This window comes from Parafrankia sp. BMG5.11 (genome assembly GCF_004337455.1).
Genome location: NZ_SJXI01000002.1, coordinates 1 through 20,370, shown reverse-complemented (window position 1 = coordinate 20,370; position 20,370 = coordinate 1). Strand labels below are relative to the sequence as shown.

The following is a 20,370-nucleotide window of genomic DNA, read 5'->3' as shown; positions in this document are numbered from 1 at the left end:
GCCGGCGCGGCAATCAGTTTTGGATAAGGCGAATGAGGGTTCCGTCCGGATCGATCAGGGCTCCGATCAGGAGACCGCCATCTTCCTGCTGCGGGGGCTGAGCCCGGGGGTGACCCCAACATTGCTCTGGCACTCCAGCGTCTAAACAAACCGAGTAAAACGCGGCCACGTCATCAAGCCGAAGACAGCAACTGAACCAGCTTTCGGCTGGGTTCAGGTCTGGATGTGGGAAGAACTCCAGTATCATGCTGTCACGCTTCAAGATCATCCAGCCGTCATCCCGCCAGTCCTGCCCGAACCCCAACTTGGCGAAAAATTTTGAGGTGACCTCAAAATCCCTCGACGGCAGGTTGGCTGTAGCGTGATCGATCTCGCATCCCCTCGCTGCTCATCATGGAGCTCCAGGCAGACGTTCGCAACGGCGTTCCTGCTGAATATCTAGCGAAGACGTCTCATCCACTAGGTAGAACGACTGACGGTTCAGACTTGGTCAAAACGACTAAAGGCGGCCCGTCCGGAATGGACGGGCCGCCAACCGCGCAAAACCACCTGTCAGGAGGTTCAGGCAGCTTGCTCGGTCAGTTCGTTGCCAGCGTCCTCCGACCCAGCAGACGTTTCATCGTTGTCGATGGGTTCTTCCCTTGGAGTGCCGAAACGCATGACGGCCGGAACCCAGGCCAACGCCTGCTGCTTCACCTCCGACAATGGCGATTGGCGCGAAGCCACGCACACGGGAGCCGCCTGGGTTCGCAATTTGCTTCTTCTTCGCCAATGTGGCCGCGATTAGTTGAGCCGATTGCACCGTGAGCTAGCGCTGAGCTTCAGTCCGCGGAAGCGAATCGTCCGAAGCGGATGGTCCGCTCCCGTTTACAGAAGACCCGGAGCGAGCGGTCCGTTAACGGCCACCTCGCGCCGTAAGCAACAGCGTCTACCCACAGATGCGGCGGTCAGTAGCAGTGAGCGGCGGCCTAAAGCCTTACTAAGGTAGCGCGAACGGCGACACGCATATGTTATGTTTGTCAGCGCGGTGCGTCAAATACCGACGTTCGCCGCCGCTTTCCGTCCTCAGCCGCTCTGACTACTCCGGCGTGGTGGGTCGGGTGGTCCGTGGCCAAGGGGACTCATACGGCGGCCGCTTCAAGTACTTCGCTCCACATTCAGGGCAGGCATCTGGCCACTGCCACGCGAATCGCGAATGCGCCGATCCGTGTACCACGGGGCCCTTAGGTCTTTCGGCGTGGAGGATTCCTCAGGCAACACTTGGTGCGAGGTAATTCCCAAGGCAGGTATGTGCCGATTCCGAAGATCGCTTAGTGACCCATGAACCAGGATGTTTCGGTATTCTTTATCAATTCGGCAGTTACGCCGCCGAGCATGCGCTCTGCGAATGGAGTGCGGCTATAAACGCCAGCAACGATTAGGGTTGCCTCCTCACGTTCCGCTTGGTCGAGCAAATCAATTGCAGCGTTTCCTCGGCGCGAAACATGAACGTGTTTGGCCGCAACCTCATGGCGGCGCAAATGCCTTGAGACGGCTGCCAGTCGGTCGCTGGACACTTCGTCCCCTACGCCAACCACAGTTACACTGTCCGCGCGCTGCAGGAAGGGCAAGGCGTCATGAGCGGCCCGGCGAGCTTGCGAGGAATCCTTCCACGCGACGATAATTTTCGGGAAGCGGTGGGTTGTGATCCCTTTGCCAAGACGAAGGACGGGCGTTCCCGATGCTAGAATGAGTTCGGCCGGATCCGGCGACACACAGGCTCCTTCGTCATCGGCGCTGGTGATAAGCAGATCGGCGGTAAGAAGATGCTCTCGCAACGCCGCGGATGGCTCGATTATGGCGGAACACCACTCTGCTTCCACTGCTGTTCCGGAAAGCACCGCGTCGAAAGCACTGCGCGTGCCTCGAAGAGCCTCTTCCATCGCGCGCGTTTGCTCGTGCGCGGAAAGAGCGCTCGCGGCCAGTACGTCGCCCACGATGGAACTGCGCGGCCAGGCGAAGGAGACGACGGACAGGCTGGCGCCGAACTCGACGGCCATTTCGCAGGCGTGCTCCAGCGTTCGATGCACGTCGCCACTCGGACAGGCATCGACGACGATCTCGCGGAAGCTCCCGGGTTCCTTGTTCTTCATGGCGGGTACGGTAGCACTCCCGATGCCGTTCGGCCAAATTGCAATGTACGGACAATCCTGCAAAACAATCGGACGGCATGATCGGCGCAGTCGAATTGAAGTCGGAGCAGCGAAAGGTGATGGCCCGCGCTGCGCTGGCGATGGCCTTCTGCTCAGGCAGCTTGGCGGCCGCCTATCAGCTGCTCCCGTTGGTGATGCGCTTCCCCGAGGGGTTGGCGCAACGTCTTGCGTTCGCCATTCAGGCCGACATCTTCGTATTCCTGTGGGTCTTGATCGGCGTGCAGCGGGTATCGAGCGGGCGCTTTCGTTCCGCCGCGGACAATCGCGGCTCTGCGTTCGGCCCGCCGAGCCCGGCCATCGCCGTCAAGGTAGCGTTTCTGCAGAACACGCTCGAGCAGGCGTTTGTCGCGGTAGGAAGCCATCTGGCGTTTGCAACGCTGGCAACCGGTCCCGCGCTCGCGTTTCTCCCGGCGAGTGTGGTCCTGTTCGCCGTCGGCCGCGTCACGTTCATGATCGGCTATCCGCACGGCGCAGGCGGACGAGCTTTCGGGGTCGTGACCACCGTCATTCCAACCTTGTTCCTCTATGGGCTTAGCGTCTGGCTCCTTGCGTCAACCTGACACTGAGGTGGGAACTGGCTCGCCGCGCGATCTCGGGTCTCGATAAGCGAGCAGCCGGAGCGCATTGGTCACCACGAGAAGAGTGGAGCCTTCGTGCATCGCGACCGCGGGTCCGATGCCAAGCCCGAAGATCGTTGCGGGCACGAGAATAGCTACCACCCCCAGGCTGACGAACACGTTCTGGCGGATGATCGAGCGGGTGCGCCTGCTGAGCCCCACGGCGAATGGAAGGTGCGATAGGTCGTCCGCCATCAGGGCAACGTCGGCTGTCTCGAGCGCGACATCCGAGCCCGCTGCGCCCATCGCTATCCCGACGGTTGCGCGCGCCATCGCCGGGGCATCGTTGACGCCGTCGCCGACCATTGCGACTTTGCCCTCGGCGCTGAGCTTCTTGATCGCCTCGACCTTGTCCTCCGGCATCAGGTCGCCCCAAGCCTCATCGAGCCCGACCTCACGCGCGATCGCCTCGGCAACTCTCTGGTTGTCGCCGGAGATCATGATCATCCGCGTCATCCCGAGCGACCGCAAGACCACCAAGGTCTGCCGCGCCGCCTCGCGCGGCGTGTCGAGCAGCCCAATGACACCGAGATCACGAGCGCCGCGTCGCACGACCATTGTGGTGCGTCCGTTGTTGCGCAGTTGCTCGATCGCCGCCGCCGCCTCGGGGGAAAGTGGCGCCACCCCATCGCTGCCGAACATCTCGGCCTTGCCGATCAGCACTGTATCGCCGTCGAGGGTCGCGCGCACGCCCCGCCCGGTCAGGCTCTCGAGGTCCGATGCGGGGGCCACCGTCGTATCGCCGAGCCGCGCTGTGCCGTCCTTGACAATTGCCGCGGCGAGCGGATGATCGCTCAGCGCCTCGACCGCGACGGCGGTGGTCAGAAGTTCGCTTTCCGACGCGCCGGGCATCGGCACGAGATCCGTGATGCGCGGCTCGCCCATGGTGAGAGTTCCGGTCTTGTCGAACGCGATCGCGGTCAGAGAGCCGAGATTCTCAAGCGGCCCGCCGCCCTTGACGAGCACGCCGCCGCGCGCCGCGCGCGCGACGCCCGACAGGACCGCGCTGGGCGTGGCGATGGCAAGCGCACAGGGGCTCGCCGCCACCAGCACTGCCATGGTGCGGTAGAAGCTGTCGCGGAAGGGTTCGTCAATCACGACCCCGGCGAACAGCAGCAGCACCGCGAGAACCAGCACTGCCGGCACGAAGATCCTCTCGAACCGGTCGGTGAAGCGCTGGGTCGGCGACTTCTGCGTCTCCGCCTCGCTCACCAGCTTGACCACCTTGGCCAGCGCGCTGTCGCTCGCCAGGCGAGTGACCTCGACCTCGATAGCGCCGCTGCCGTTGATCGTTCCGGCGAAGACCCGATGCGCCGCATCGATCCCTTCCGGGTTCGTACGCGCCGCCTCGCGGTCGGCAACGGCGCGCTTGTCGACGGGCATGCTCTCGCCGGTGACCGGCGCCTGGTTGATGCTGCTGTCGCCCTTCGTCACGAAGCCGTCGGCAGGTAGCCGCTCATTGGGCTTGGCCAGGACGACATCGCCGACGACCAGTGCGTCCACCGGGACCTCCTCGGTCCCGCCGCCACGTCGCACGACGGCGGTCTTCGGGGCGAGCTCGGCGAGCGCCTCGATCGCCCGCTTGGCGCGGCCCATCGCATAATGTTCGAGCGCGTGGCCCAGGCTGAACAGGAACAGGAGCAACGCGCCCTCGGCCCAGGCACCCAGCGCCGCGGCACCCGCGGCGGCGACCAGCATCAGCGTATCGATCTCGAAACGCTTGCGCCTCAGGTTCTCGACTGCCTCGCGCACCGTGAACACGCCGCCGAAAGCATAGGCGGCGAGATAGCAGGCAAGCGGCAACCAATCCGGCGCGCCCGCAATCAGCTTCTCGGCGGCGAAGCCAAGGCCGAGCAAGGCTCCGCAAACGAGCGCGAAGACCAACTCCGTATTGGCGCCGAAGATGCCGCCATGGTCATGTTGGTGGCCCTCCTCGCCATGATCACGCTCTCCGGGCGCGTGATCGTGGCCGGCATGGTCGCCCGCACCAGTTGCCGGAGGTGGAACAGCCCTGTCGGCGAGCGCGGCCTGGATCTGCTCGAGGGTGATGCTGTCGTGATCGAACTCGACGCGTGCCTTGCCGGCCGCGCTGACTTCCGCTTCGATGACACCGGGCAGGCTGCGTAGCCGGTCGCCGAGAAGACGTGCGTGGCGCTGATGCGTCGGGCCGGGAAGATCGAGCAGAGCGTGGCCGAAGCGGGAAGTGATGCGCGCGCCGGCGCTCGTCGCGAGCTCCGTAATGCGCGAGAGCGGCAGAACCTCGGGATCGTAGTGGATGCACAAATTGGCAGGCTGGCCATCCTGTGCAGGCGCGACGTGCGCATCGCTGATACCGTCGCGTTCCTTAAGGCGGGCCAGGAGGCGCACGACGCAAGCGTCGGCGGCATCGGGGATGTCAGGAAGAAGGACAGGGAGGTCGAGCTTGGTTTTTTCCGCCATGGTCGTTCCCCTTTGGCTGTTTCAGAAAAGGCGCACAACGTGCGGAGCGCGACAGTTTGCATCGAAATGCGAAACCACCAGTCGTTAGCTACCGAGACGACGAGTAGCCAGCAGTTGCCGCGTCGATGTTCGACGCGCTGCAGGGGTGAGCGCCTTACGGCTGCGACGGAGACTGGTTGGGCTTGGCGTTGGTCGCACGCTGCACCGCATGAAAGTCGAACCGCAAAGCGTCCTCCCGTGCAACGGTACCTCTATCGACAACTCCGCCTCGTCGAGAACTGCGACCATTTTCTGGACCCATCAATAAGTCCTGAGCCTGAAGATGTTTCGGCTGCCTTGCTCGGCCGGGACATGGTCTGATGTTCAATCGGAGGGGATACGCTGTCGAGGGAACCTCGAACGCGTCTATCCGATTCAAACCAGAGACCATGCCCGAAGGCGACGCCATGTTCTTCGCCGCTGACAACTCGTCTCGGGGCACGCGATTGGAGGAGCAGATAAATGGATGGCCTGATCGAACTCGACGAAAGGCTCCACATTTTCACACGGCCACCGAACGAAGCGGATGTGAGAGATCTCTCACGCGCCGGCATGCGGTCCGTTGTGAACCTGCGCGCACCCGGAGAAGCCGGCGAAGTCTTGGCTCCGGACACCGAAGGTGAGGAGGCGAACAGGAGCGGACTTGCCTACCGGAGTTTCCCAGTGACGCCCTCGGACCTTAACGCAGGAACCGCCTCGATCATCAGCGCCGAACTGGAACAACTGCCGGCGCCCATCGCCATTCATTGCGCCAGTGGCAAGCGCGCGAGCCTCATGGCGCTAGCCGATTGGGCCTATCGGCATGATGCAAGCGCAAGCAAAGCTGCCGCGAAGGCGCAAGCCGCTGGGCTCAAATTCAGCGAGGCCGATCTCCAGCCCCTGATCGAACGTGGAGCGCGGTCATGATCTTCCGACAACTGTTCGAGCCGGAATCCTCGACCTACACTTACCTATTCGGCTGGCAGGACACCGGCGAGGCCCTGTTGCTCGATCCGGTGATGGAGACGGTCGATCGCGATCTTCAAACTATAAAGGACCTCGGCTTAAGGCTTGCCTACACGCTCGACACCCACATCCATGCCGACCACATCACCTCTGCTTGCCGGTTGCGAGCGCTCACAGGCTGCAAGGTCGCTTACCCTGCGCAGGACGATCTCCCTTGCGCGGATATCGGCGTTGCGGAGGATCGGCCGCTAAATCTCGGCGACTTGAGCTTTCGTCCCCTCTTCACTCCGGGGCACACGGAGACGCATCATTGCTATCTTCTGGATCATGGCGGACAGCCTAGGGTATTTACCGGGGATGCGTTGCTAATCGATGGCTGCGGCCGAACGGACTTTCAAAACGGTGACACGGCTGCGCTCTTCCGCTCGGTTCACGAGAAAATCTTTACCTTGCCTCCGGACACTCTTGTCTATCCCGCGCACGATTATCAGCACCGACACGTGTCCACCGTGGCTCAGGAGCGCGAACGCAATCCGCGGCTGAACGACGCGATTCCCTTCGAAGAGTTCGAGGAAATCATGACCAATCTCGACCTCCCGTACCCGAAGAAAATCGACGTGGCGGTCCCAGCCAATCGCAAATGCGGCGACTGCCCCGAAGATGCCGTGGAACAGCTTCATCGGATCGGCGGCAAGTCTCCACAGGGTTGGCCGAGCTAAGAGCCCACGACTCTGCGAGTTTCGCTGCTGACTGCGTTGATGGGCAAACAGCAGCCAGTCCGCCGTCGAGTACAACTTCGCCTCCAAGAAGCGGCGAATCTCCCAACTGCTGGACCTTGCGCGCAAGGAGGCGACGGCGGTCACCGAGACCTGTCATGCAACCCGAGGCCCAATTCCAGCCAAAACAACTCAAGGCGGCCCGTCCGGAATGGACGGGCCGCCAACCGTGCAAGCCGACCTGTCAGGAGGGTCAGGCGGCTTTCTCGGTCAACTGGTCGCTGGCGTCTTCGGGCTGACCAGACGTTTCCTCGTTTTCGGCGGCTTCTCCCTTGAGAGTGCCGAAACGCATGACTGCCGGAACCCAGGCCAGAGCCTGCGCCTTGACGTCCGCCTCGCCGATGAACTCGCCCGAAAAGATGCGTTCGGCAGCGGAGGCGAGATCGGCTTTCTTCGAACCAGCGTAGCGGCTGACAAGCTCAGGTCCGCCCACGGCATCGAAGGCTTCGAGGATGCGCGCTTTCGGCACGCGATCGAAGAAGTTTGCAGCTGTCGGCCTCCACCAGTGCGCCATCTCGATCTCGAGCAAACTGCCCAACGCGTCGTGGAGCGGGCGTCCGCGCTCACCGTCGGTATTGAGGCTGGCAATGAGCGTACGCGCGACCACGAAGCCGAGCCAGAGGCTCCGTGCTTCGTCGGGAAGTCCTCGGAACGCTACGAAGCGCTCAACTTCCGAGGCGCCGGCGCGCCAGCTTTCGTCGAGCGAACCAGTGAACTCTGCCAGCGCCGCACTCGCCGGAGCATCCTTGGCTTCAAATCCCGAGACCGGGCCGCTCGCCGCCGGCCCAGAGATCGTGAGCGCCTTTTTGGCGCGCCAGTCGTGACCATCGGCATCAGCCAGCGTGAAGATCATGACGTCGAGAGCCAGGCCGGGGTCGTTGGCAAGATGGACGGCAAGCACATCACGGCGCTGCATCGCAAGTTCGTCGAGCAGTCGCTGCGAATAAGTTGCAGGCTTACTCGACGCATCACCGCCATCTTCGACGGCCTCGATGATGCCCTCATCGGACTGTGCTACCTCGCTTGCGGTGTAGTACTGCGGAACAAGGGTCGGCTCGCCACCGCGCGACAGGACCAGGAACGCCCCCGCTTCTTCCTTCAGATCTTCGGCAAGCACCGGCGGGCGATCGTTGAGCGCTCGCATGGCCCGATCGATGCGTGCCAGTTGCTCCTCGGCTCTGGCGACCTCCTCCTCGCTGCTGTCCTCGTCCTCGAGGACTGCCGCTTCACGGTCGTAGTCTGCCTCGAGTATCGAAAGTTCCTCGGCTTCCGCTTCATTCAGCGGGGCCGGCTCGGCGGAAAGGCGGCTGAGCCCCTCGATCAGATCGTGGCAGACATAGGCCCCGAGTGTCGGACGGACCCACGCTAGGCCGAGTTCCCGCGCTTTGACGCTCGCTGCCTCCTCCATTTTCTTTTGAGCGAGACCCTCGAGCAGCGCGATATCGACCCAGCTCTCGCTGGCATCGTCGTCGAAAAGCTCGCGCTCGATCCGCCCGCCGGCTTGAAGATAGGCCTCGCGGCCAACCAGGATCGCGCGCGGGTCGCTGCCGCGCACGGTCGCGTCCAGCACCATTCGCCGGATCGTGTCGGGCGTGACCTGATACCAGGCGTCCTGCAGCTCGGCGAAGACATGAGCTTGCCGCTCGGTATCCGAGACCGCGCCATAGGCCTTGGCCATGTCGAGGGTGATCGCGCCTTCCACCAGCGCTTCGAAGACGCACGGCGCAAGCGAAGCGAGCCGCAGTCGGCCCTCGACGAAGCGGACGGTCAGGCCGAAGCGCCGGGCGACGTCCTCCGTGGTGGCGCCCGCTTCGATGATTGCGGCGAAGGCCTGCGCTTCGTCAGCGGGATTCATGGCCAGGCGCTGGAAGTTCTCGGCCAGGCTTGCTTCGCGCACTTCGCATTCGTCGCCTTCGATGACGAGGCAGGTCACTTCGTGGGTTGTGGGAATTGCGGCGTCCTCGGCAAGCGAATGCAATGCGGCAAGCCGCCGGCCGCCGGCCTCGACTTCGAACTTGCCGCGCGTCGCCTTGCGCACGACCAGATTCTGGAGAAGGCCGCGAGCGGCGATATCGGCCTTGAGCTGGGCATCGGCGGTAGCATCGCTTACTTTCCGGACGTTGCGGGGGCTCGGGACGAGCTTCTTCAAGGGAATAGACTGGATCATCGATCGTCTCCTGATGGATTGAACGAACCGGTGCGGGTGCATCCCACAAGGTTCGCCAGCCCAAGGCACTCTCTTCTCTCTGCTGTGGGACGTACTGCCACTGATCAGGGAACAAGCGCTTCGAGAATGGCCGGCCCATTGGCCACAGGCACGAACAGGCGCGTCCGGTAGCGGATGATCTCGGAGAAGCAGCCCTTGGCCTTGTACCAGTCGAGCCGGTCGGGCGCGAAGCCAGTCAGCTCGATGCGCTGCTCGCCGCCGACGAGACTGCGCTTGACCGTCAGCGGATCATGGCTCTGCAAGGACTGTGCGGTGCCGCTCGAGAGGACGAGAGCGGCCAGTTCGCCGGGAGTAGGCAAGACCGGGTTGCCGAGGCCGAAGGTCTGCGACACCTTGGCGATATCCGCGGCCGCCACCTCGCGGCCGATGATGGAGGTTCCGTCGGCCGAGACGATACGGGTCACGCGCACGTGATCGTCGGGCAGGCGCTTCCAGACCGGGAGTAGCAGCCCGGTTGCAAGGTGCACGCGTTCGCGGACCGGCTCCTTGGCGGCTTCGATCTCTTCGGCGCGCCAGAGACGTTCGAACGAAGCCGAATCGATGGCCTCCCAGGCGCTTTCGGCGAGCGCCTCGCGGGTCCAGTTGTCGGATTTGAGCGGTCGCAGCAGACGCCGCCGCTCGATCACACTGCCGTCGTCGGCAATCAAACGGCGCGCGGGAACGCTGAGAGCCACCCGGCCCGAACGGGCGTTGTGGAGTGGTATGGCACCAGGCGAGTCAATGTCATGCAGCCGCGCGAGCCGCCCGAAGCGCAGTGGCCGCAAGTGCCGCTCGATCTCCAGCGAGAGGAGGCGGGTTTCGGCGCCGGTCAACGGGTCGGTCCGAAGGATCTGATCCGAGATAACTCGACAGCTGTCGACCTTGACCGTTTCGAGCCCGAGATCGAGTGTTCCCGCTTCTCGCGCAGCTTCGATGCGCGCTTCGATGAGGGCAAGGTACTCGTCAAAGATCGCATTCTGCATCCCGATCGGCAGCGCGAGCACGCGGTTGAGCCAGCGCTGGATCGAGGGCAGGTCGTCTGTAAGACCGCCCTCGGGACCTTCGAGCCGTAGGCCGGTCTGGCGCACGAAATGGGCGAAACTCGTCGCCTCGAGCTTGCCGTCGTATAGCAGGTGGAACCAGCGGGTCAGCGCGTCTCTGGCGTAATCGCTTTCCAGATTATCGGCCGGATCGAACAGGTTCTGTCCACCCGTTTGCCGCTGTCCGCGGGTGAGCGCGCCGAGGCTGTCGAGCCGCCGCGCGATCGTCGAGATGAACCTCCGCTCACCCTTCACATCGGTGGTCACGGGACGAAACAGCGGCGCCGAAGCCTGGTTGGTGCGGTTGGTCCGCCCCAGGCCCTGGATCGCATTGTCGGCGCGCCACCCCGGCTCAAGCAGGAAATGCACGCGCCGCTGCCGGTTCTGGCAATTGAGGTCGGCGTGATAGGACCGGCCCGTCCCGCCGGCGTCGGAAAAGACAAGGATGCGCTTGGCGCCATCCATGAAGGCCTGAGCCTCGGCAACATTGGCAGACCCGCCGCGGCGTTCGAGCCGCTGCTGTCCGTCCCGCCCCAGGACCAGCCGTCTCGTCCTGCCCGTAACTTCGGCGACGATGCTGGTTCCGAAGTGTTCGATGATCGCATCGAGCGCGGTTGCGATCGGCGGCAGGGCGCAGAGCTGTTCGATCAGCGCATCGCGCGCGGCGACGGCGCGTGGACACATGACCGGATTGCCATCGTCGTTGCTCATCGGTTCGGAGCGCAGATTGCCGTCTTCGTCGGTGAAGATCTGCATCAGGCGAGTGGGGAAGCTCTTTGCGAGATAGTCGATGACATACTCGCGCGGCGAGAGGTCGATATCGAGCGCTTCGCGTTCCTCGGGAGTGAGATCGGCCAAGCGGCGGTCGAGCATCGCCTCGGCGGTCGAGACCAGCTGCACGACGACCGAGTGGCCGGTCGCGAGCGACTCCTCCATCGCGGGAACTAGGCTCGGGAGTTTCATTGAGAGCAGGAGCTGCGCAAAGAACCGCTGCTTGGTGCCTTCGAAAATGGACAGCGCAGCAGCCTTAGCGTTGCGGTTGAGTGTGTCGCCGCTGTCCTCATCGACTATCCGCGTCGCCTGAAGCGCCTCGTCGAGATTGCGATGAATGATTGCCCAGGCTTCGGCATAAGCATCGTAGATGGCGATCTGCGCATCGGTCAGACGGTGCTCGAGGATTTCGTACTCGACTCCCGCGAATGACAAAGCGCGGGAAAGGTAGAGGCCCTGAGCCTTTAGATCCCTGGCGACGAGCTCCATCGCCGCGACACCGCCTGCCCGGATTTCGGTCGTGAACGCCTCATGTGTCGGGAAAGCGGTTTCGGCCCCCCACAAGCCGAGGCGGGTCGCATATCCGAGGTTGGAAATGTCCGAAGCGCCGGTAGCCGAGGCGTAGAGGATCCGGGCGCGAGGAAGCCGGTTCTGCAGTCTTAGTCCAGCCATGCCCTGTTCGGAGCCTTTGGAAGCGCCGCGCGCATTACGGCTGCCTATGGCGTTGGCCATCGCGTGGGCCTCATCGAACGCGATCACGCCGTCGAAATCATCGCCAGTCCAAGCGAGGATCTGGTCAAGCCGCGTATCGTCTGCGCGACCCGAGCGAAGCGTCGGATAGGTAATGAAGAGGATGCCCTGGGACCAACAAACCGGTACTCCCAGCTTCCAACTGGAGAGTGGCTGAATGTCGAGGCGCATGCCGCCGAGTGCTTCCCAGTCGCGGCGGGCATCCTCGAGCAGCGCCTCATTCTTGGTAATCCAGATGTGTCGGCGTTCGCCGTCAAGCCAGCGATCCATGATCACCGACGCAATCTGCCGCCCCTTTCCCGCTCCGGTGCCGTCGCCGAGAAAAAAGCCCTGGCGATAACGGGCTCCATCATCCGCCTGCTCGAGCGTGGTTCCTTCCTGAGTGGCTCGGAAGCGCCCTGGCAGATCGTGCGAAAACGCCTCGCAGGCATAGACGAGCGTTTCGAGTTGGGCTTCGGAAAGCAGTTCGCGTGTTCGCCAGTCGGCGGGCATCTTTGGGCGCACGGTGGGTTTCGGAGCCGCGACCGACCCCATCGCGATGGATTCCACAAGCGGCGTCGGATGGACGGGCGCGCCTCCGATCTGAACCCGGCTCGGGCGATAGGGAAGATAGATCCCTGTCTGCTCCGGGACGGGCGCGGGCTCATCGAGCGTCACATAGCCGAGCTCTTCGAACGGCTCGCCAGGTGCAGGGCGAGTTCCAAACGGAGCCGCGGGCCGGGCGTTCGCTGGCTTTCTCAAAGTGCCGGTCGCGGGCCGCGCGGTCAGCACGGGAATTTCCGGAGTATCGCGAGTGCGCGGCGGGAGTTGGCCGATCAGCGTTGCCAGATCGGACAAATCGTCCGCTTCCGCAGTGACCACCGGCTGGTCGACGACGGTTTTGTCGAACACCACCATGCGCACGGGAATGCCTGTGCCGTTCCTGCGAAACGCGCCGGTGATGCGCACATCGAGCCGCAGGCTGGCATCGCTCAACGAGCTGGCGAAGCGAGAAGCATCGAATCCTTCCGGCATGATCGCGACGAGCCGTGCGCCTCTCTTCGAGAGTCGGAGCGCGCTGCGAAGATGGCGCAACGCCGTTGCCGCACTGGCCCCGCGTTCGCGACTGCGCGCAAACGGCGGATTCATGAGGACGACGGTTGGCGGCCTGTGGGTCAGGAGATGTTCGATGACCTCACCGTCGTGAGCGGTCACTGCTGCGTCGGAAAACAGATGGGCAAGTGACTGTCGGCGAGCAGGATCGATCTCGTTGAGCGTGAGGTCGGAGCCTTGAATGGCCGGCCATAGGGCAAGTGCGCCGTTGCCGGCCGAAGGCTCGAGGGCATGATCGGATGAGCGAAGCTGAGCCGCTCGCGCCATGAGCCAGGACAGCATGGGCGGGGTCGAGAACTGCTGCAGCTCGATCTGACCTTCGCTACGCACATGGCGGGGAGGCAAGGCGGTTTCGAGCCATTCAAAGCGCGCGTCCGCTTCATGAATCGCGGTACCGAGCGTAATCCAGCCGTGAGACTTCAGCCACACGAGCGCGCCGATCTCGATCGCATCGTTGTAGTCGTCGATGGACCAACCCGTCCCCCAGGTCTGGATCCCGGTCTCTTCGGCAAAGAGCGCAGAAATGGAGCTACGCGTAAGATGGCAGCCGTCGGCCAGACGAGAGGCTATCCGTTCGCCGATCGTCACCGCCAAGGGCTGGGCACGAGGTTCAGCATCGGGTTCTAAAAGTTCGAACTGAAGCATTGTTGGTCCTCCTGATGGAGGCATCGGGCACGAAGCCTTCTGCCGATCACGAGGCCAAAGCTTTCTCTTCTCTACGAAGCCCGCTTGCGGGCGAGCCAGTTCACCAGTTCGTCGTTCCAGTCGGTGTCGCGCCTTGAAGGACGCCGGACATGGATGGTCCGGCCTTCGAGCGCATGGCTCTGGAGCGCGCGTTCCACCGCCACTTGGCCGCCTGCATCGTAATCGACAAAGAGATGGAGCTCGGTGACACTCTCGGGGATCGAGACGAGCGCAAAGCGCTCATTACCAAGCGTTGCCCAGCACGGGACGCCGGTGAGTGCGCGAGCTGAGAGCGCGCTTTCAACACCTTCGGCGATGCCCAGCACTCCATCGATCGCAGGGAACAGTCGCACGGCGGCTGATCGGAGCGCACCGAGTGCACGCTTCGGGCCGTCGAATGCAGCGAGGCTGGGCGCCTCCGCATCGAGAAATGTTCGGTGAATAGCGATTGGCCCTTCGTCGAGGCTGACGGCTGCAATCATTGCTGGAATGAATTGCGCGCGGCCTTTGGGCCCTAGAGGCGTTCGGGAGTTGAAGCGCAGCGCGGGCGAGACAGCCGTGATACCCCGCGCTTCGAGATAAGCTTTGGCCGGGCTGTCGTTCAGGGGCGAGGCGCCATGCCATGTCCGGAGCGCACCCCGCGAGGGCAACCGCTCAACCGTCGATTCTCCGGCATTCGGCGGAAGGCCGCCGAACAGCTGCGCGGGCGAAAGCCCCTCCCTTCTGAAAGCGTCAATCACGCTCGCTTGGTCGCACCCGGCAAAGCAATGGAACAGGATAGCACGTCGGCCCAGCGTGACGCCGAGCGAGGGAGTGCGATCATCGTGAGCCGGGCACCGGGCCATGCCCTTGGAACCGGACCAGCGCCCGCCGCGGCTTTTGCAGAGCTGGCGAGCAGTTGCTTCGAGGGATTGTGTGTTCTGACCTTCACTTCGGACCTGCATCGGAAGACTCCGTATCGTCTGCTCGCGTCCCCAGCGCTGCCTCTCCTCTTTGCGGTGTTTAATCGCTTTCCTACAGGTTGATGTTCTTTTTATGTTCTCTTGTGATTCGGAGTAATCGAGGAGAACGCGAAATGGTAAGCCGGTTCATTGCAGGCTTGATCTGTGCAGCGAGCCTGACGGCTGCCGAAGGAGCAATCGCTCAGGAATTTCGAATTTTCGATCACGACTATGGAGCGTCGGTTGGGCCCAGTGCGGAAAGCTTGGGCAGCGAAAGCAGTCCGCGCTCGACGGAAAGTACACTTGCGTTTCGCGCAGTCGTTTCCGGCTATCGGGAAGCGATCTACCTGCCGCTCATCCGCGACGCCGAGTTAAGGTATCGGCTACCGCCGCGGCTTCTTCAGGCTCTGATCTGGGCGGAGTCCCGGTTCAACCCGCTTGCGGTCAGTCCCGCAGGGGCGGCAGGTCTGGCCCAACTGATGCCGGCCACCGCCCGCGAACTCGGCGTCGCAAACCGGCATGATCCGAGGGAGAATATCGAGGGTGGTGCGCGCTACCTCAGGCAGATGCTAGATCGGTTCGGATCGGTACATCTCGCCCTTGCCGCATACAACGCTGGACCCGGCGCCGTGAGGAAGGCAGGCGGGATTCCAAGGAATCGCGAGACGCCGGGTTATGTGCGCAACGTTCTCGGTCGTTGGATGGCATACACAAATTAATCGACATGAATCGCAAACGCATCACCGGACGCCTTGAACACACTCCCCGCGGATTCGCGGTCATTACCGATGCAGGTGAACGTTGGATCCTCGAAGATTGCGCACCCGATAGCGCTCTTGTGGGTAACGACATCATTGCCGAAGGCGTAGTTTCAGGACTCGATCGGCTGCGGGCCGCCTGGATCGGTTCTCCGGCCCATTGACCTTTGCTCCCTGCTTAAACAGAAATCCGCCCAATCCCGCATCAGGTTCTTGCGCTTCGCGAAGAAATCGGTTCGCCGATACGCGGCTTCAACCTTGTTCGAAATTGTGTGGGCGAGAGCCGCCTCTGCCACTTCTCCCTGATAATCAGTTTCCTCGGCGACCCAATCGCGAAACGAGGAGCGAAAGCCGTGGACGGTGCAATCGAGATCCATGTCACGCACGATCTTCAGCAATGTCATGTCGGACATCGGAAGCTTCGGTCGTTGCCCAGGGAAGACAAGGTCGCTCGCCTCACAGCGGAATACCTGGGCTCTTTCAAGGACATCCAGGGCTTGGGGCGTAAGTGGAACATGATGCTCGCGGTTAATTTTCATGCGCTCGGCAGGAATCGTCCAAACCGCTGCCTTGAGATCGATCTCCGACCAACATGCCCCCCGCACCTCGCCCGAGCGCGAAGCGTTGAGGATCAGGTACTCCAAGGCCAAGCGGCCGATTGAGGTGCGGCTACGCAACTTCGCGAGAAACGCAGGGACCTCTTCAAAAGGCATCGCCGCAAAATGGCCCGACTTCCTGGGCTGCCTTGGCAATCCCTTCGCGATTGAGCGCATTGGTGCTTCGGTAGTCCGATAACCCTTCGCATAGGACCAGTCGAGGATCGTGCCTATTCGCTGCCGAACCCGGCGGGCGGTTTCCGGCTTAGCGAGCCAGATTGGTGCTAGGGCATCACGAATTGCCGGGCCTTCGATCTCCGAGACGAGCCGCTCGCCAATGTGAGGAAATACATAGGTCTGCAACGTCGCCAACCATTGGGCCTGATGCTTGCCGTTCTTCCAACTGGCCTTGTGCTCTTCGTGGACTCTCACGGCGGCGCCGCGGAAGGTGGGAATGACGTTCTTTTCCTTCTTGCGCTCGGCGATCACGTCGATCCCGGCCTTGGCCTGTCGGCGCACATCCGCAGCGGTCTCGCGCGCCTCGCCCAATGAAATTTCAGGATAGGAGCCGATTCCTATATCCCTTCGGCGTCCGGCATTCTGCACACGCACGATCCAGCTAGCCTTGCCCGACTGGTTGAGGACAAGGATCAACCCGCTGCCGTCGGAATAGCGTCCGGCATCCTTGAGGTTTCTAACCTTGATTGCGGTTAGGCCTCCCATGCGTCCGCCACACTCCTTTCCCCACATTCTTCCCCACACCATGCGGGAGATGTCGTGAAACATATAGAGAACAACTGAGATGACAGCAAGCCAGAAAATGGCGGAAATCCGCCGCTTTTAGAGACAATCCGGGAAGTATAGGGAATTGGTAATTGGCGGAGAGGGTGGGATTCGAACCTGCGCGTAATCTCATTAAATTCGAGAGGATTAAGCCTTACTATTGATGGGAACGCTAAGACTGCCCCTAAGGAAGCGCACGTTAGGGCTAGTGTGTCAGACGAATAACTCACTGAGAGCGGCTGAGCATGCCGTTCACTGCACGGTACCTTGTACGGTATACCCCCGGCCTTCAGTTTTACCGTCAATTACCGGCCCGAGAAAATTTCAAACTCATTCTCGTCAGTAGCTCCGATTGTGATGATCGAACGCTGGTCGGTGTGAACGCCAACGACGTTGAGGGGCTTGTCCGCTACTGGGCCGACAGCGGACTGGACGCTATTGGTAACGCAGCGCCGTAAGCTGCGATTCCGCAAACGAACCATAGCGGACATTCTCTGGGGCCCCATTCTATGCCACATCCGCCTTCAGGCAGCGCTATTAGAAGCGGAGAGCATCAGGCGACCTCACGCGTGTTCTGAACGCCGCTACTACGGGAATATACGCACATCGAGAACACGGAATGAAAACCATACTTCGGCAAGGTAGGCCATGCTTTCAGCGGAAGTTATGGATCAAAGAGACGAGAATAGCCGGGTTGAGCAGCGCACCAACATGTTTGTGTTGGCGGTGCTCTCCTCGGCGAGCGCCTCCGGCCAGGTAAAGATCCGCAACATGTCTCCTAGCGGCGCACTGATCGAAGGTCCCGTGCTGCCAGCAGTCGGAGAGCAGTTGCACCTCTCGCGTGGTGCGTCTTCGGTCCGAGGACAAATAGCGTGGTGCTTCGCTGGCAAGGCAGGAGTGCGGTTCGACGGCCGCGTTGAGGTAGGCGACTGGACGCCCGGCGGGAACACTGGGCAGCAACGCGTCGATCGGGTAGTGCAGCAGGTCAAGGCTGGTGCTGTGCCCTTAGGCGCAGATGAGCGCTCCATCTCACAAGGACTAGGCTCGTCAGACTTGGAGCGGCTAGCCCAAGCGGTGGATGCTCTTGCAGACGCACTCGCAGATGATCCCGCGACTGTAGCGCGGTTCGGGACGAAACTGCAGACGCTCGACATGGCTTCGCAAGTTCTTCGGAAATTCTCCCGCCGGACAAGCTAGTTTGACAGCAGTCAGAAGAGCTCTTCGAGAAGCGACAGCAGAGTTTGCTACCGCTCTCCACCCACTGCCCGACGTTGACGCCTTTGCTGCTGGTGCCTGAGAGCGGACCGGCAGCAAGCGACCCATTGCAGACGACGGACGCGCCGATCCCGCTTCTTCACCAGTTGTAGGATCCGCGGACCCAAGTTGCGGCGAGCTTTCGGATACCTCGCCGGATCCCGATCAATCGCTTGTGATAGTCGGGAACTGTTGGAGCGGCCCGCGCATTAGGGTTGCACAAGGGCGCACCCCACACCCCCCCTCCCGTCCGGTGCGCCAAGACCCGATCAACTAGCCCCCGCTTCGGCGGGGGATTTCTTTGGTCGCATTTACCTCGACGAGTGAGGCACCAGTGATCTAACCGCGGGCGACCGAAGATATTTGCGGCGTTCGCTGAGAGCCATTAGATCAAAACGAAAAGGGCCTCGCCGAAGCGAGGCCCTCCTCCCCCGGACGAAACCTAATGAACCTCAAGCGCTGACTGCATCGTCATCATCATCGGTGAGGAGTAGAAAGAGCATGCCGGCAGCCGCGAGAGCGACGATGATCAGGGCCGGGCCGATGCGGCCTGCAAGCTCGCTCTCGTCGCTCGCTTGGGCGCTTGCACGCTCGACAGGACTATTGATGGATTGAGCCGCGACCGGAGTAGCTGCCAAGGATGCTGCGGCTCCAAGCAAAACCAATTCACGAACGCTCATTGTTTTCTCCTGCTCTTTGTGCGGATGATTGTACATAAACTGCAAAAGTACAAGCATTGTTCCAGTAACGGGTTAGCTCATGATGACTAACGAGACTAACTGAGTCCTTATTGGTACAAATGATTCTACCGAAGGGTGCCCCCTAAACCTGCGGCCGGGTCAGCTGCTTCAACACGACAGCCAATTTCGCCTCAACTGGGTCGGTAGAAACCGCTGCACACCGACGAGCCGAGACCGTATCAAATGGTTGCTTATCGGGCAGCTTGTGCGTGCGCCGCCGTCAGCGGATGGTCTGCAAACGAGCTCAAAGCGGCCGCTCTAGGGAGCGCGTCTGCATTCTGGTGGAGCGATCGCTTTAACGGCCGGCTTCGTTCTTACTTTGGCCGCGCTAGAGATATTCAGTCCGCGACCATCTTGCCTGTTCGACTGGACACTCGGGATTAACCTCAGTGTTTCAGCATGAGCAAAGTAGCGGCTTCTAAGGGAAGAACTCGGCGCCAGGAGGCAGCGAGGACCCATGATCGAGAATCAGAAAATTCGTGCAGCTCAGGTGATTGGCCCGCTGGGCGAGCCTTTGGGCATGGATGATCTGCCTCCCCGCGACACCAAGCGATGGGTCATACGACGCAAGGCCGAGGTCGTGGCGGCGGTGAACGGCGGTCTGCTGACGATCGATGACGTGATTGAACGCTACCACCTCAGCCTTGAGGAGTTCAACTCATGGCAGCGCGCTGTTGACCGCTCGGGCATGCAAGGGCTCCGGGTCACCCGAACCCAACACTATCGCGACCTCTACGAGCGACGACTCAGGTATGGTTGATATGTTCTCCGGAGTGAGCCCTTCCTGTCCCTCAAGATCGTCGTGAGCGCGTCCCGAAGCTGACGGTCAGCAGACAGACGTGAAGGACATCCAGCTTGGCTCATCACTTCTGCGCCTGCAGAGTGTTCCAATGACCTGGAAGCAGCTGCTTAGTTTGTTAGTGCTCGTCGTTGCGGGGGCGGCGGCGTCACATTTGCTTCAGAGCGCCCGTCCGATTGGCCATGACGTCAGCGATACCGCTGCCGCAGGTCAGATCTTGCGCGGAAAGGGGTCACTTCATGCTCTCAAAGGCGCTGCCGATGTGACGCTGGTGGTGTTCACGGATTACCAGTGTCCTGCCTGTCGTAAGTCGAACCCAGCCATGCAGGCCGCAGTCGCTCAGGACGGCAATGTTCGGATCGTCTACAAGGACTGGCCGATCTTTGGCGCGCGCTCGGAGCGGGCCGCGGAAGTCGCTTTGGCATCGCAGCACCAAGGTATTTACGCTTCCGTCCATCATTCATTGATGAGCTCGCGCAGCTTCGATGAGGCTGCCCTGCGTCAGGTGGTCGAACGTGAAGGCGGCAGTTGGCGGCAGCTCCAGGTGGACCTAGCTCGCCACAAACACTCGATCGCTACCCGGTTAGCTCAGAACCGGCAGGAGGCTTTCAGCCTCGGCTTGCAGGGCACCCCCGGTTATCTCATTGGCCCTTTCCTCATCGAGGGAGCGCTTACAAAGCGCGAGTTTCTTCGGGCCTTCGCTCAGGCGCGCGCCAATCGTCTTTAGAGAAGCGCTAGCGGCTGCTCGCCACCAGAACCCGCGAGGTTAACCAGCGATCATTTCCCGGGGGCTATAAATGGCTTCATAAGAGCGATGCCGTTTTATTCCCAATCTGACTCCTTGAGCACCGCCTGTTCCGATTGACCTACTTCTCCCGCTTCGGGGGAAGATTTCTTGTCGCCGTTCACCTTGGGAAAACGATCAGCCGCTAGGCAGCACGAGACGCT

Annotated in this window: 15 protein-coding genes; 7 read left to right on the top strand and 8 right to left on the bottom strand. The window is 62.0% G+C overall.

The genetic code is table 11. The annotated features are described in order from the left end of the window. Positions 1-13: 13 nt before the first annotated feature. Together E0504_RS51165 and E0504_RS02595 are read right to left on the bottom strand one after the other, a co-directional pair. Entirely contained in the window at positions 14-370 is a 357-nt protein-coding gene (locus tag E0504_RS51165; RefSeq protein ID WP_057883271.1) for a bleomycin resistance protein, read from the bottom strand. A gap of 940 nt (positions 371-1,310) precedes the next feature. After that, positions 1,311-2,132: a universal stress protein gene (locus tag E0504_RS02595; protein ID WP_131621683.1), complete on the bottom strand. Its 822-nt coding sequence runs from the start codon at positions 2,130-2,132 to the stop codon at positions 1,311-1,313. 77 nt (positions 2,133-2,209) lie between these two features. Between E0504_RS02595 and E0504_RS02590 the strand changes: the two genes are divergently transcribed. Continuing rightward, entirely contained in the window at positions 2,210-2,752 is a 543-nt protein-coding gene (locus tag E0504_RS02590) for an MAPEG family protein (protein WP_131621681.1), read from the top strand. Here E0504_RS02590 and E0504_RS02585 read toward each other — a convergent pair. Beyond that, positions 2,744-5,248: a heavy metal translocating P-type ATPase gene (locus E0504_RS02585; RefSeq protein ID WP_131621679.1), complete on the bottom strand. Its 2,505-nt coding sequence runs from the start codon at positions 5,246-5,248 to the stop codon at positions 2,744-2,746. The genes E0504_RS02590 and E0504_RS02585 overlap by 9 nt on opposite strands. Positions 5,249-5,749: 501 nt before the next feature. Between E0504_RS02585 and E0504_RS02580 the strand changes: the two genes are divergently transcribed. Together E0504_RS02580 and E0504_RS02575 are read left to right on the top strand one after the other, a co-directional pair. Further along, entirely contained in the window at positions 5,750-6,193 is a 444-nt protein-coding gene (locus tag E0504_RS02580) for a beta-lactamase hydrolase domain-containing protein (protein WP_131621677.1), read from the top strand. After that, complete coding sequence (locus tag E0504_RS02575) at positions 6,190-6,951, top strand: MBL fold metallo-hydrolase (RefSeq protein ID WP_131621675.1); 762 nt, start codon at positions 6,190-6,192, stop codon at positions 6,949-6,951. Before E0504_RS02580 ends, E0504_RS02575 begins: the two co-directional genes overlap by 4 nt. A gap of 250 nt (positions 6,952-7,201) precedes the next feature. Here the strand turns inward: E0504_RS02575 and E0504_RS02570 are convergent, their stop codons facing one another. The 3 genes from E0504_RS02570 to E0504_RS02560 form a co-directional block, all read right to left on the bottom strand. Then, positions 7,202-9,175 (bottom strand): ParB/RepB/Spo0J family partition protein, encoded by a 1,974-nt coding sequence (locus tag E0504_RS02570; RefSeq protein WP_131621673.1) that lies wholly within the window; start codon positions 9,173-9,175, stop codon positions 7,202-7,204. 104 nt (positions 9,176-9,279) lie between these two features. Then, complete coding sequence (locus tag E0504_RS02565; protein ID WP_131621671.1) at positions 9,280-13,512, bottom strand: strawberry notch family protein; 4,233 nt, start codon at positions 13,510-13,512, stop codon at positions 9,280-9,282. Positions 13,513-13,583: 71 nt separating this feature from the next. After that, positions 13,584-14,495: a toprim domain-containing protein gene (locus tag E0504_RS02560; RefSeq protein ID WP_083495282.1), complete on the bottom strand. Its 912-nt coding sequence runs from the start codon at positions 14,493-14,495 to the stop codon at positions 13,584-13,586. 131 nt (positions 14,496-14,626) lie between these two features. On the opposite strand from E0504_RS02560, the gene E0504_RS02555 reads away from it, so the two are divergent. Together E0504_RS02555 and E0504_RS54015 are read left to right on the top strand one after the other, a co-directional pair. Further along, positions 14,627-15,211 carry a lytic transglycosylase domain-containing protein gene (locus tag E0504_RS02555; RefSeq protein ID WP_057883267.1) on the top strand — a complete coding sequence of 195 codons (585 nt, stop codon included), beginning with the start codon at positions 14,627-14,629 and terminating at the stop codon, positions 15,209-15,211. Positions 15,212-15,216: 5 nt separating this feature from the next. Further along, positions 15,217-15,414: a DUF5818 domain-containing protein gene (locus E0504_RS54015; protein WP_235510491.1), complete on the top strand. Its 198-nt coding sequence runs from the start codon at positions 15,217-15,219 to the stop codon at positions 15,412-15,414. On the opposite strand, the gene E0504_RS02545 is transcribed toward E0504_RS54015, so the two are convergent. Continuing rightward, positions 15,364-16,569, bottom strand: a complete 1,206-nt coding sequence (locus E0504_RS02545; protein ID WP_131621669.1) for a site-specific integrase — start codon at positions 16,567-16,569, stop codon at positions 15,364-15,366. The two genes, E0504_RS54015 and E0504_RS02545, sit on opposite strands and share 51 nt — an antisense overlap. Positions 16,570-18,335: 1,766 nt before the next feature. After that, positions 18,336-18,620, bottom strand: coding sequence for a hypothetical protein (locus E0504_RS02540; protein WP_131621667.1), 285 nt, complete (start codon positions 18,618-18,620; stop codon positions 18,336-18,338). 460 nt (positions 18,621-19,080) lie between these two features. Here E0504_RS02540 and E0504_RS02535 point away from each other — a divergent pair, with 460 nt between their 5' ends. After that, a complete protein-coding gene (locus tag E0504_RS02535; protein WP_131621665.1) occupies positions 19,081-19,383 on the top strand; it encodes a DUF1153 domain-containing protein in 303 nt (100 codons plus the stop codon). A 79-nt stretch (positions 19,384-19,462) separates the two neighbouring features. Continuing rightward, positions 19,463-20,149, top strand: coding sequence for a DsbA family protein (locus E0504_RS02530; protein ID WP_207912126.1), 687 nt, complete (start codon positions 19,463-19,465; stop codon positions 20,147-20,149). The last annotated feature ends 221 nt before the right edge of the window (positions 20,150-20,370 follow it).